The following is a 12,471-nucleotide window of genomic DNA, read 5'->3' on the forward strand; positions in this document are numbered from 1 at the left end:
AACGCGTGCGCAACGGCGTCCAGCTCATCACCTATGCGGACCGGCTCGCCCCCGACCTGCCCGGCCTGCGGCGGCTGCTGACCGCGCCGGAGTGGCGGGACGTGTTCACGGGCGTGCACGTGCTGCCGTTCTTCACCCCGCACGACGGCGCGGACGCCGGCTTCGACCCCACCGACCACACCCGGGTGGACCCCCGCCTGGGCACATGGGACGACGTGGCCGGGATCGCGCGGACGCACGACGTGACGGCGGACGTGATCGTCAACCACGTCTCCTCCGAGTCCGAGGCCTTCCGAGACGTCCTGGCCCGCGGCGAGGCGTCCGAGCACGCCGACCTGTTCCTCACCTTCTCCTCCGTGTTCCCCGACGGCGCCACCGAGGAGACCCTGACCGCGATCTACCGGCCCCGGCCGGGCCTGCCCTTCACGCCGTACACGGCGGGCGGTGAGCGCCGCCTGTTCTGGACCACGTTCACGCCGCAGCAGATCGACATCGACGTGCACTCGCCTGCCGCCCGGGCGTACCTGCTCTCCATCCTGGACGCGCTCGGCCGCTCGGGGGCCTCCATGGTCCGCCTCGACGCCGCCGGCTACGCCGTGAAGACTCCCGGCACGTCCAGCTTCATGACGCCGGAGACGTTCGCGTTCATCGACGAGTTCACCGCGGCGGCGCACGAGCGCGGCCTCGAGGTGCTCGTGGAGATCCACGCCCACCACCGCACCCAGATGGAGATCGCCTCCGCGGTGGACCGCGTGTACGACTTTGCGCTGCCCCCGCTGCTGCTGCACACGCTCTACTCGGGGGACGCGGGCGCGCTGCGGCGGTGGCTGGACATCCGCCCGGCCAACGCCGTCACCGTGCTGGACACGCACGACGGGATCGGCGTGATCGACGTCGGCCCCGAGGGGGACGCGCCCGGCCTGCTCACGGCGCCGCAGATCGACGTGCTCGTGGAGGGCATCCACGAGCACTCCGAGGGCGCCTCCCGCCGGGCGACCGGGGCGGCCGCCTCGAACCTGGACCTCTACCAGGTCAACTGCACCTACTACGACGCCCTCGGCCGCGACGACGCCGCCTACCTGCTGGCGCGCGCCGTGCAGGTCTTCGTCCCCGGCATCCCGCAGGTGTACTACGTGGGCGCGCTGGCCGGGCACAACGACCTCGCCCTGCTGGAGCGCACCGGCGTGGGCCGAGACATCAACCGCCACCGCTACACGGAGGCGGAGATCTCCGCGGACTCCGCGCGGCCCGCGGTGCGCGCCCAGAAGGAGCTGTTCGTCCTGCGCAACACGCACCCCGCCTTCGCCGGGGAGTGCTCCGTGGCCGGCCAGGGCGGCGAGCTGTCCCTCGCCTGGGTCCACGGCGAGGCGCGCGCGACGCTGCGCGTGGACCTCGTCTCCCCCGCCGACTCGAGCATCACGCTCACCGGGGACGGCGGCGAGCGGGTGCTGACCCTGCGGGAGATGCTGGACCGACGCTGAGGCCCGTCGGCATGCCCGGTGGGGCACCCCGCCCGGGCGCACTACTGCCGCGTAGAGCGTGGTCTACGTGGCAGTACTGCGCCCGGGCTGCGGGTGGCCGGCACGACGACGGCCCCCGACCCGGCATCACGCCGGGACGGGGGCCGTTCTCGCGTGGGCCCTGCGGGGATCGAACCCGCGACCGGCGGATTAAAAGTCCGATGCTCTGCCAGCTGAGCTAAAGGCCCTCGGTCCGCAGGAGCCCGACGCCGCACGGACGCCTCGGGACGTCAGCCCGCGGATGCCCTGCCATGGTAGCCGAGCCGGTGCGGCCACTAGCGTGGTCCGCGCCCGTCACCGCGTCACCCCCACCCCCGCGTCCACGACCACGTCCGCCCGGAAGGAGCCCGCATGCCGCATCACCGCGCCCCCACCGGTCGTGGGACGAGCTCCACCGCCTCCGGCCTGGCCCGGCCGCACCGTCCCCGGGTCACGGCCCCGGACGAGATCGCCGACCTCGCCGGCGGGGAGGACCCCCAGGAGGTCGCGGCCGCCGCGGCCCGGCTGGCCCACGCCCTCGTGACGGGCGGGCGCGCGGAGGAGGACCCCGACGTCGTCGAGCGCCTCGTGGGGCTGGTCCGCGAGGTGGGCGTGGAGACCCTCGCGGGGCTGTGGGCGGACGCGCCGGCGGTGTCCCTGGCGGGCTCGCTGTGGCGCCTCTACGCGCTACAGGAGGCCACCGCGCGCGACGGCGAGCGCTGGGCCGCCTGGTACCGCGCCGGGCACGAGGCGCACGCCTGGCGGGCCGTGGCCGGGGCCGTGGAGCCGCCCGGCCCGGACGAGCTGCGCCGGCTGACGGACACGATCCTCACGGGCGCCTACCGGGCCGAGCTGGACGTGGCCCTCGAGCGCGCCGCGGCCTACGCGCGCGTGGTGGCCCTGGGGCAGACGCACCACGCGGACGCCCTCGAGGCCTCCGACCCGGACCATGCCGCGCGCCTCACGGGCCGGGCGGGGCGCATGGTGGCCACCGCAGAGGCCCTGGAGGCCTCGGCTCGATCGTGGCGGGACGGCTCGCTAGACTGACCGCCGACGGCGCCGGGCCGCAGGTGACCCCGGGCTCCAACACATCGCCGCTACGAGCGGCCCTCCGCCGAGAGGCGTCCCCGGTCCGGCGTCGTCCTGGACCTCCCACCCCACCGCCCGCACCCACCGTCGGCGGCCCGTCCGCTGAAGAAGGTGACCCGCCGAGCATGGCCCCCCGTCCGCCCTGGCTCGTGACCCGGGACTCCCCCGCCCTCCGACACCTGACCGACCTGTGCGACGGCCTCGGCCGCGCCGTCCAGGCCGTGGCGCAGAGCACCGCGGCGGTCGGTGAGGAACGGGACCGCGTGGAGCGCGGGCTCGAGGACGTCGACGCGACCGCCACCGCCTCGCTCATGGCCCTCCTGACCGCGCTGCGCAGCGCCTACGTGACGCCCCTGCCCCGCCAGGACCTCTACCGCCTGGCGGACGGCGTCCACACGGCCGTGCACCGGGTGGTGGAGGCCGGGATGCTGGTGCACCGCGCCGACCTGCCCGAGCTGCCCCGCCATGCCCTGGACCTGCTCGAGACCATGGGACGGCAGGCCGAGCTCATGGCCGCCGCCGTGGGGCTGCTGCGGGACCTCGACGCGCTCGAGGACACCTGGATGCAGCTCGAGCGCGGCCTGCGCCGCATGGACCGCGTGATGGTCGAGTGGCTCTCCGCCCTGGGCATGGACCTGCTGCAGCGGGACTTCAACCGCCAGCGGGAGGTCGCCGGCGCCCTGCAGGCAGCCCTCACGGCCCTGCACCGGGTCTCCACGAACCTCGGCGTGGTGCTGGTCCGTGAGTCCTGAGCGGAGGACCGCCCCGTGACCGCTGTCCTGGCCCTCGTCCTGCTGCTGACCGTCCTGCTCGGGCTGGTCACGGGCTTCCGCGACGCCCCCAATGCGGTGGCGCTGCCGGTCCGGTTTCGGGCGTTGTCCCCGCGGATCGCGCTGGTCATGGCGGCCGTGCTGAACACCGTGGGCACGCTGCTGGGGATGGCGATGCTCGGGGCGGCAGTCGCGGTCGTGGGCGGCCTGGACGCCGTGGCCGCGGGCGCGCTTCCCGGTCTGGCGGTGGCGCTCACGGTGGCCCTGGCGTGGGGCCTGCTGCTGTGGTGGCTCCGGATGCCGATCTCCATGACCCACGCCGTCCTCGCCGCGATCGCCGCGGCCCACCTCGCGGCGCACGTGGCCCTCGGGGTCCCGCTGGACGAGGCCTTCAGCCGTGACGCCCACCGGGACGTGCTCCTGAGCCTGGCCCTGTCCCCCGTGCTCGCGTGGGGGCTGTCGCGCCTCCTCACGCCGCTCGTGGTGCGCCTGGGGACCACGGGCACCACGGTGAACGTGCAGCACCGCGCCCGCCTCGCGCTGGCCCTGTCCTCGGGCATGACGGCCCTGGGCCACGGCGTGCAGGCCGGGCAGCGGCTGGCGATGGTCTGGCTGCTCGCGGCGGCGGGCGCGCTGGGCGCGGGGCTGCCCGCCGCCACAGACCTGACCCGGCCGTTCGCGGCCAGCGCCGTGGTGTTCGCGGCGGCCGTGGGCGCCGGCACGCTCGGCGGGGCCTGGCGCATCGGCTGGACCCTCACCGAGCGCCTGGTGATCCTGGACCCGCTGCGGGCCTCCGTGGCCGCGGCCGTCCCGGCCGTCCTGCTCTTCCTCGGGTCCCTGCTGCTGCACCTGCCCCTGTCGTCGACGCACACGCTCACCGCGAGCATCGTGGGGGCCGGCCAGACGCAGACCTACGCGTCCGTGCGGTGGCCCACCCTGGCCCGCGTCGTCGCCTGGTGGCTCCTGACGCCCCTAGTGTGCGGCGCCCTGGCCTTCGCCCTCGGCCTCGCGACCCTGCGCCTCCTCGGCTGACCGACTGCCTCCACCACGACGGCGACCCCCGCCCGGACGTGCCGGGCGGGGGTCGCCGTCGTCGTGCGCGGTGCGCGGGACGGCTCAGCCGAAGCGGCCGGAGACGTAGTCCTCGGTCTGCTGGTTCGAGGGGTTGTTGAAGATGGTGTTCGTCTCGTCGAACTCGATGAGCTTGCCGGGCTCGCCGACGCCCTGGATGTTGAAGAACGCGGTCTTGTCCGCCACGCGCGCGGCCTGCTGCATGTTGTGCGTGACGATGATGACCGTGTACTCCTCCTTGAGCTCGTTGATCAGGTCCTCGACCGCGAGGGTGGAGATCGGGTCGAGGGCCGAGCAGGGCTCGTCCATGAGGATCACGTTGGGCTCCACCGCGATGGAGCGGGCGATGCACAGGCGCTGCTGCTGGCCGCCGGAGAGGCCGGAGCCCGGCTTGTCGAGGCGGTCCTTGACCTCGTTCCACAGGTTGGCGCCACGCAGGGACTTCTCCACGATCTCGTCCGCGCGGGCCTTGTTCAGGCGCGTGCCATTGAGCTTGTAGCCGGCCAGGACGTTGTCCCGGATGGACATGGTGGGGAACGGGTTCGGCCGCTGGAAGACCATGCCGATCTGCGAGCGGACGCGGACCGGATCGACGTTGGACGCGTAGATGTTCTCGCCGTCGAGCAGCAGCTCGCCCTCCACGTGGGCGCCCGGGAGCACCTCGTGCATGCGGTTGATGCTGCGCAGGAACGTGGTCTTGCCGCAGCCCGAGGGGCCGATGAACGCGGTGACCGTGCGGGGGGCGATCTCGATGTTCACGCCCTCCACCGCCTTGAAGGTGCCGTAGTAGACGTCGACGTCGTTGGCCTGGATGCGCTTGGACATGGGTGCTTCGATTCCTTCGGGAGTCTCGGGTGAGGAGGGGCCGACGTCGGTCAGCGGCCGGACTTGGGGGCGAACGACTTGGCGATCACGCGGGCCAGCAGGTTCAGCGCCATGACGATCACCACGAGGACGAGGGCGGCGGCCCATGCGCGGGCGGTGGACGGGTCCGCCGCGGTCGGCGACGTGGGCGCGACCAGCTGGCGGTAGATGAACACCGGCAGGGCGGTCATCCAGTTGTCGAACGGGTCCCAGTTCACGTTGACGGCGAAGCCCGCGGTCACCAGGATCGGCGCGGTCTCGCCGGCCACACGGGCGATCGCCAGCGTGACGCCCGAGGCGATGCCGGAGATGGCGGTCGGCAGGACGACCTTGGTGATGGTCTGCCACTTGCGCACGCCCAGGGCGTAGGCGCCCTCGCGCAGCTCGTTGGGGACGACGCGGAGCATCTCCTCCGTGGAGCGCACGACGACCGGGATCATCAGCACCGACAGGGCGATGGCCGCGGTGAAGCCCATCTGCACGTTCTGCAGGGCCTCCGGGCGGCTGCCCATGACCTGCTCGAGGACCCACGTGACGGCGGCATAGGCGAACAGGCCGGCCACGATCGAGGGGATGCCGGTCATGACGTCCACGAAGAAGATGATGGCCCGGGAGAACCAGCCGTCCCGCCCGTACTCCACCAGGTAGATGGAGGTCAGCATGCCGATCGGCACCGAGATGATCGTGGCGAGCAGGGTGATGACGACCGTGCCGACCAGCGCGTGGCCGAAGCCGCCGGCCAGTCCGCCCGCCGGGGTGCCGGCGTCGAGCCAGTTGGAGTCGTCGACACCGGTGACGCCCTGCATGTCGTAGGCCATCACGTGCGGGTTGTTCACCAGGGTCGGCAGGCCCGTGGCCACCACGGACCACAGCACGGACACCAGCGGGGCCAGGGCGATGAGGAAGGCCAGCCAGACGAGGTTGCGCCACAGGCCGTCGGTGGCGCGGCGCCGGTTCTCCATGGCGCGGGTGGCCACGTACATGCCGAGCACGTAGAGGATCGCGGTGATCACGAGGAACGCGGCGATCGGGAAGCCCTCGGCCAGCAGCAGGGTCAGCCCGGCGCCGATCACGGCGGCGCCGACGAGGACGGCGATCCAGACCCAGCCGGGCTTGCGCCCGCCGCTGAGGGACTCCTGGCGCCGCGGGCGGAGGTCGGTCTCGGTGGGAGGAGTGGTGGTCACAGTGCTGCTCACGTCAGTTCGCCCCCGAGAATTCCTTGTGCTTGTTCACGATCGCGCGGGCGATCATGTTCACCGCGAGGGTGATGATGAAGAGCATCAGGCCCGCGGCGATCAGCTCGTTGAGGCGCATGCCGAACGCCTCCGGGAAGTTCAGCGCGATCTCCGAGGGGATCGTCTGGTTGCGCCCGGACTGGATGAGGGACCAGGAGAAGATGCCCCCGGAGAGCACCATGGTCACGGCCATCGTCTCACCCAGGGCTCGGCCGAGGCCCAGCATGATCGAGGAGATGATGCCGGCGCGCGCGAAGGGGAACACCGTCATCTTGATCATCTCCCACCGGGTGGCGCCGAGGCCCAGGGCGGCCTCCTGGTGGAGGATCGGGGTCTGCGTGAAGATCTCCCGGCACAGGGCGGTGATGATCGGCAGCACCATGACCGAGAGGACGATGCCGGAGGTGAGGAGGGTGCGGCCCGTCGTCGTCGGGGCCCCGGCGAAGAACGGGATGAACCCGAGGTGCTCGTTCAGCCAGCCGTAGATCGGGACCATCAGCGGCGCCAGCGTCAGCCAGCCCCACACGCCGTAGACCACGGAGGGGATCGCGGCGAGCAAGTCGATGATGAAGCCGACCGGCTTGGCGATCCGCGGCGGGGCGTAGTGCGAGATGAAGAGCGCCACCCCGACCGCGACGGGGGTCGCCAGGAGGAGGGCGATGATCGCGGCCATCACCGTGCCCGCCATGAGCGGCCAGACGTACTCGAACAAGCTGTCGACGGGGGAGTCCAGATCCGCACCCGGGCGGATGGCCGGGAGCGCCTCGGAGACGAGGAAGATGGCCACGAAGGCCAGGACCAGCAGGATGACGACGGCGGAGGCGAGCGCAAGGCCGGAGAAGACGCTGTCACCGGCACTGCCGGCTCGGGAGCCGCGCAGTGGGGTGGACGACTCGCGGGCCGTCGTGGGAGCGGGTGTGGACACGGTGCCTTCCCTCGATGTCAGGGGGGAACAGAGACGGAGGGCCGGTGCAGCGCACCGGCCTGGCCTTCGGCCGCCGGGCCCAGTGGACCCGGCGGCCGAAGGAGCGCCGTCGCGAGGACGGCGTCAGGGGTCAGCCCTGGACGGAGATAGCCTCGATGCGCTCCATCGCGGCGTCGCGGGTGGCGGCGGAGATCGGCGCGTTGCCGGCCGCACCCTCAGCAGTGCTCTGGCCGTCCTCGGAGATGACGTACTCGGCGAAGGCCTTCACCTGGTCGACGGTCTCCTGATTCTGGTACTGGTTGCAGTAGATGTGGTAAGAGACCAGCACCACCGGGTACACGCCGGCCTCGGTGGTGGCGCGGTCGAGCTCGATGGAGCCGTCCTCGTTGGCCTCGGACTTCTCGACGGCGGCGGCGGCGGCCTCGGAGGAGTACGCCACGTACTCCTCGCCGACCTTCACGTCCACGGTGCCCAGGCCGTCCACGGCGGAGGCGTCGGCGTAGGTGATGGCGCCCTCGTTGGAGGAGACCAGGCCCACGACGCCGGTGGTGCCCTGCGCGGACTCGGCGGTGATGTCGGCCGGCCAGGTCTCGACCTCGTCGTAGGACCAGGCGTCGCCGGCGGCCTCGGTGAGGTAGGCGGTGAAGTTCTCGGTGGTGCCCGAGTCGTCGGAGCGGTGCACCACGGTGATCGGGGTGTCGGGCAGCTCGACGCCCTCGTTCTGGGAGGTGATGGCCTCGTCGTTCCAGGTGGTGATCTCGCCGGTGAACACGCGCGCGATGGTCTCGGCGTCCATCTTGATGTTCTCCTCGACGCCCGGCAGGTTGTAGGCCACGGCGATCGGGGAGATGTAGGCCGGCACGTGGAACGCGCCCTGGTCACCGCAGACCTGCTTGGCCTGCTCGGCCTCCTCCTCGTCCATGGCGGCGTCGGAGCCGGCGAAGAAGGTGGCGCCCTGCAGGAACTTCTCGCGGCCCGCGCCGGAGCCGTCCGGGGAGTACTGCACGGTGAGGTTCGGAGCCACGGAGGACACGCCCTGGGTCCAGGCGGTCATGGCGGCCTCCTGGGAGGAGGCACCGGCGCCGACCAGGTTGCCCTGCACGTCCGAGGTCGCGCCGCCCTCGGCGGTGGAGCTCGCGCCGCCGTTGCCGCCGTTGTCGGCGGAGGAGCAGGCGGTCAGGGCGAGGGCGGCGACGGAGAGCAGAGCGGCCGAGCGGCCGAAGCGGAGAGCCTTCACGAGGGTGCCTCTTTCCAAGCGGTGACGGTGGCGGCGGCATGCCGGATTCCCCGGCCGCGCCATGTACGCCACGGTAGGGGCGCCACATGAATCGCGTGTCCGCCGGGGATGAACACCCGGTGAACTGCCCCACAGGCGCAGTGTCGTGCATCACACTGCGCCGGCGGGAACGCTCTCGTGGCCCGCAGTAGGGTGGCCGCATGACGGACCGCCACGCCACCGCCACGGGCACGCTCCCCGCGGTGGACCCGGCGGGCCGCGGCCGGCGCCTGGTGCGGTTCGCCCGGCGTCGTGCGCGCGCGGGGTGGTCGCGGGTCCGCAGCTCCGTGCCCCATGCCGCCCTGATGGCGACCTGCGCCGTGGGCGCGTACGCCTTCGCCGAGCGGGTGCTCGGCCATGAGCAGCCCCTGTTCGCCGCCACCGCCCTGCTGATCGCGCTGGGGTTCCAGCGCGAACCCAAGCTGCGCAAGGTCGCCGAGGTGGCGGTCGGCTGCACGCTGGGCATCCTGATCGGCGACCTGATGATGGCGGGCCTCGGCCGCGGGCTGTGGCAGGCCGTCGTCGTGGTGTTCGTCTCCGTGATGGTGGCGCGGTTCCTGGACTCGGGCGCCACGTTCACCATGCAGATGTCCCTGCAGTCCGTGCTCGTGGTGCTGCTCCCCCTCGGGGACCACGGTCCGTTCGCCCGCTCGGGGGACGCGCTCGTGGGCGGTGCCCTCGCCCTGGTGGTCACGTTCCTCTCCCCCCAGGACGCCGGCCGCGGCACGGCCCGGCAGCTGCGGGGCCTGTACGAGTCCATGTCCCGCGTGCTGCGCGAGCTCTCGCAGAGCCTGCGCGAGGAGGAGTCCCGCACGGCGTGGATGGCGCTCGTGGAGTGCCGGCGGACGCAGGGCACCCTCGACGAGGTCCGCCAGGAGCTGCGCGTGAGCGCCGAGCAGGCCGCGTTCAACCCGCTGCAGCGGTCCTCCCGCGGGTTCGTGGAGACGATGTCCCGCGCGGCGGACCGGTCCGACCTGGCCGTCCGCTCGCTGCGGATCGTGGCCCGTCGCGTGGTGTCGATCCTCGACCACGGCGCGGTGGACGACGACCACCGCGAGCGCCTGGCCGCATGGTTCGACGACGCCGCGGACGCCGTCGAGATCCTGCACCGCTCCCTCGTGGAGCCCCAGGAGGAGGGCCGCCACCGGTCCCTCGGTGTGGCCCGCGACGCCCTGGGGGCGTCCGCCGCCCGCCTCGACCCGCATCGGCTGGCCGGCGGGACCGTGCACGGCGAGGCCCTCGTGATGCTCCTGCGCCCCATGATGGTCGATCTGCTCGAGGCCACAGGGGCCTCCCACGACGAGGCCGTCTCCTACCTGCCGCGGGTCTGAGGCCCGCGCCGCGCGCCGTGGGCGGAACGCCGCTACCGCGTCCGCGCCCCTGCCTACAGTGGGCGCATGGCCACCAAGACCGCCGCGAAGCGCGCCCCCGGATACCGCTGCACCGAGTGCGGCTGGACGTCCGTGAAGTGGGTGGGCCGCTGCGGGGAGTGCCAGGCGTGGGGCACGGTCGAGGAGGCCGGCGGGGGCTCGACGCCGGGCCGCACCCGGGCCTCCACGGTGGCCTCCCCCGCTCCGCGCATCGGGGAGGTGGACGCCACCCTGGCCTCCTTCCGCACCACGGGCGTGCGGGAGCTGGACCGGGTGCTCGGCGGCGGCCTCGTGCCCGGGGCGGTGATCCTCCTGGCCGGCGAGCCCGGCATCGGCAAGTCGACGCTCCTGCTGGACGTGGCCGCCCAGACCGCCCGCGGCGCCGGCGGCGGCGGGGAGCGGAGCGTGCTGTACCTGACGGGCGAGGAGTCCGCGGCCCAGGTGCGGTCCCGGGCGGACCGGATCGGGGCGGTGGCGGACACCCTGCGCCTGGCGGCGGAGACGGACCTCGGGCGCGCCCTGGGCCAGATCGAGCGGACCGACCCGGCGCTCGTGGTGGTGGACTCGGTGCAGACCCTGCAGTCCGCCGAGGTGGAGGGCGTCGCCGGCGGCGTCACGCAGGTGCGCGAGGTGGCCGCGAGCCTCATCCGCACCGCCAAGGAGAAGGGCATCACCACCATCCTCGTGGGCCACGTGACCAAGGACGGTGCCATCGCCGGGCCCCGCCTGCTCGAGCACCTGGTGGACGTGGTCTGCCAGTTCGAGGGGGACCGCCACTCCCGGCTGCGCCTGGTGCGGGCCGTGAAGAACCGGTTCGGCCCCACGGACGAGGTCGGCTGCTTCGATCTGCGCGAGGACGGGATCGAGTCCCTCGACGACCCCTCCGGCCTGTTCCTGTCCGGGACCAAGGACCCCGTGGAGGGCACGTGCGTGACCGTGACCCTCGAGGGCCGCCGCCCGCTGGTGGCCGAGGTGCAGTCCCTGCTCACCCCCTCGGGGGGCGGCAGCGCCCGCCGGACGGTCTCCGGCGTGGACGCGGCCCGCGTGAACATGCTCCTGGCCGTCCTGCAGCGCCGCGCCCGCTTCGCCCTGGCGCAGGACGACTGCTACGTGGCCACAGTGGGCGGCGTGCGCCTGGCCGAGCCGGCCTCGGACCTCGCGGTGGCGGTGGCCATCGCCTCCGCCAAGCTCGGCGCACCCGTGCCCCAGGGCATGATCGCCGTCGGCGAGCTGGGCCTGGCCGGCGAGGTGCGGCCGGTGCCGGGCGTGGGACGGCGCGTCCGGGAGGCGGCGCGGCTCGGCTTCACCCGTGCCCTCGTGCCCCGCACCCCGGAGCCTCTCGGGGAGGTGCCGGCCGGCTTCTCGGTGGCCGAGGTCGGCACCCTGGGCGAGGCCCTCGGCTCCATCCAGTCCTGGACCGGCGGACAACCCTGACCGCTCAGCCCCCCGTGGACGCCGGTGCCGGTGCGGCGGGGGCGGGCGTGGCGGAGGTCGTCGGCGCGCTCGGCGTCGGAGCCGCGAGGGAGGAGGCCGGGGCGGGCGTGGCCGTGCCCGGCGCCGGCGAGGTCGGCGACGCGGCACGGCTCGGTGACCCCCCGGACTCCGGGGAAGGAGCAGGGGCCGTGGCAGAGGGCGAGGGCGAGGCGGAGGGCGATGGTGCGGCGGTGGCAGAGGGCGTCGGCGAGGCGGTGGCCGGAGCCCGCTCCTCGAGGACGGTCAGCGCCACGGGCCGGGAGCTCACGTCCCCCAGGCTGACCGTGAGGGCGTAGCGCCCGGGTTCGGTGAGTCCACCCCGTCGCGTGCAGTCGGGCGAGGAGGTCCGGCCATCCCACCGGTACACCGCGCGCTGCTGGTCTCCCGGCTCGAGGGCCACCTCCTGGTGCGTGGGGTCCGCCTGGCAGACGCGCGTGCTCAGCACCTGGCCGCCCTCGGCGTCCTCGATCCGGAACTCCTGCACCGCCGTGCCCACGTCCGCACGGCACGGACGGGCCGAGAGGTTCGTGACGCCCAGGTGGAGCACCGCCTCCTGGCCGCGCAGGTACGCGTCCCGGTCCGCGGAGGCCACCACGCGCAGGTCCGTGGGAGCGCAGGCCGGCAGCGCGGCCACGTCCGCGTCGTCCTGCCCGAGGAGGCCCGAGGCGGAGGCCCGCGCCGGCGTCGGGGAGGAGACGGGGGTGGGCGCCGCGCTGGGGGACGCCTCGGCGTCGCCCCCGGCCGCGGGCAGGAGGCTGTTGACCAGGGCGCCCAGGCCCCACCCGGCCAGGAGCAGCACCAGCGCGGCCAGCACCGCCGCCACCAGGCGGCGACGCCGGTAGACGGCCGCGGACGGGCGCTTGCGGGGCTCGTGGGATGAGGAGGGCATGGGATCCAGG

11 protein-coding genes and 1 tRNA gene are annotated in these 12,471 nt (G+C 73.6%); 6 read left to right on the plus strand and 6 right to left on the minus strand.

All coding sequences use genetic code 11. The features are described from left to right. The first annotated feature begins 5 nt into the window (after positions 1-5). Entirely contained in the window at positions 6-1,481 is a 1,476-nt protein-coding gene (gene gtfA / locus BJ976_RS10310) for a sucrose phosphorylase (protein ID WP_135030144.1), read from the plus strand. Positions 1,482-1,635: 154 nt separating this feature from the next. Here the strand turns inward: gtfA and BJ976_RS10315 are convergent. Continuing rightward, positions 1,636-1,708: transfer RNA gene (locus BJ976_RS10315), tRNA-Lys, on the minus strand. Between the two features lie 163 nt (positions 1,709-1,871). On the opposite strand from BJ976_RS10315, the gene BJ976_RS10320 reads away from it, so the two are divergent. The 3 genes from BJ976_RS10320 to BJ976_RS10330 all read left to right on the plus strand — a co-directional run bounded on the left by BJ976_RS10320 (position 1,872) and on the right by BJ976_RS10330 (position 4,390). After that, complete coding sequence (locus BJ976_RS10320; RefSeq protein ID WP_135030142.1) at positions 1,872-2,546, plus strand: hypothetical protein; 675 nt, start codon at positions 1,872-1,874, stop codon at positions 2,544-2,546. A 167-nt stretch (positions 2,547-2,713) separates the two neighbouring features. Beyond that, a complete protein-coding gene (locus BJ976_RS10325; RefSeq protein WP_135030141.1) occupies positions 2,714-3,340 on the plus strand; it encodes a hypothetical protein in 627 nt (208 codons plus the stop codon). Between the two features lie 15 nt (positions 3,341-3,355). Further along, positions 3,356-4,390, plus strand: a complete 1,035-nt coding sequence (locus BJ976_RS10330; RefSeq protein ID WP_135030139.1) for an inorganic phosphate transporter — start codon at positions 3,356-3,358, stop codon at positions 4,388-4,390. Positions 4,391-4,474: 84 nt separating this feature from the next. On the opposite strand, the gene pstB is transcribed toward BJ976_RS10330, so the two are convergent. From pstB to BJ976_RS10350, 4 genes are all read right to left on the minus strand, one after another. Beyond that, the gene (gene pstB / locus BJ976_RS10335) at positions 4,475-5,254 is read right to left on the minus strand and encodes a phosphate ABC transporter ATP-binding protein PstB (RefSeq protein ID WP_135030137.1); all 780 of its coding nucleotides are present in this window, start codon (positions 5,252-5,254) and stop codon (positions 4,475-4,477) included. 50 nt (positions 5,255-5,304) lie between these two features. Beyond that, positions 5,305-6,489, minus strand: a complete 1,185-nt coding sequence (pstA, locus tag BJ976_RS10340; RefSeq protein WP_167736939.1) for a phosphate ABC transporter permease PstA — start codon at positions 6,487-6,489, stop codon at positions 5,305-5,307. A 1-nt stretch (position 6,490) separates the two neighbouring features. Next, a complete protein-coding gene (gene pstC / locus BJ976_RS10345; RefSeq protein ID WP_135030135.1) occupies positions 6,491-7,453 on the minus strand; it encodes a phosphate ABC transporter permease subunit PstC in 963 nt (320 codons plus the stop codon). 130 nt (positions 7,454-7,583) lie between these two features. Continuing rightward, a complete protein-coding gene (locus BJ976_RS10350) occupies positions 7,584-8,690 on the minus strand; it encodes a phosphate ABC transporter substrate-binding protein PstS (RefSeq protein ID WP_135030217.1) in 1,107 nt (368 codons plus the stop codon). A gap of 200 nt (positions 8,691-8,890) precedes the next feature. On the opposite strand from BJ976_RS10350, the gene BJ976_RS10355 reads away from it, so the two are divergent. Next, positions 8,891-10,060, plus strand: a complete 1,170-nt coding sequence (locus tag BJ976_RS10355) for an FUSC family protein (protein ID WP_135030133.1) — start codon at positions 8,891-8,893, stop codon at positions 10,058-10,060. A gap of 66 nt (positions 10,061-10,126) precedes the next feature. Beyond that, positions 10,127-11,533 (plus strand): DNA repair protein RadA, encoded by a 1,407-nt coding sequence (gene radA, locus BJ976_RS10360; RefSeq protein ID WP_135030131.1) that lies wholly within the window; start codon positions 10,127-10,129, stop codon positions 11,531-11,533. Positions 11,534-11,537: 4 nt separating this feature from the next. Here radA and BJ976_RS10365 read toward each other — a convergent pair whose 3' ends face one another. Beyond that, positions 11,538-12,461 (minus strand): hypothetical protein, encoded by a 924-nt coding sequence (locus BJ976_RS10365; RefSeq protein ID WP_184231861.1) that lies wholly within the window; start codon positions 12,459-12,461, stop codon positions 11,538-11,540. Between the last annotated feature and the right edge of the window lie 10 nt (positions 12,462-12,471).

The organism is Micrococcus flavus (genome assembly GCF_014204815.1).
Taxonomy (GTDB): Bacteria; Actinomycetota; Actinomycetes; order Actinomycetales; family Micrococcaceae; genus Micrococcus; species Micrococcus flavus.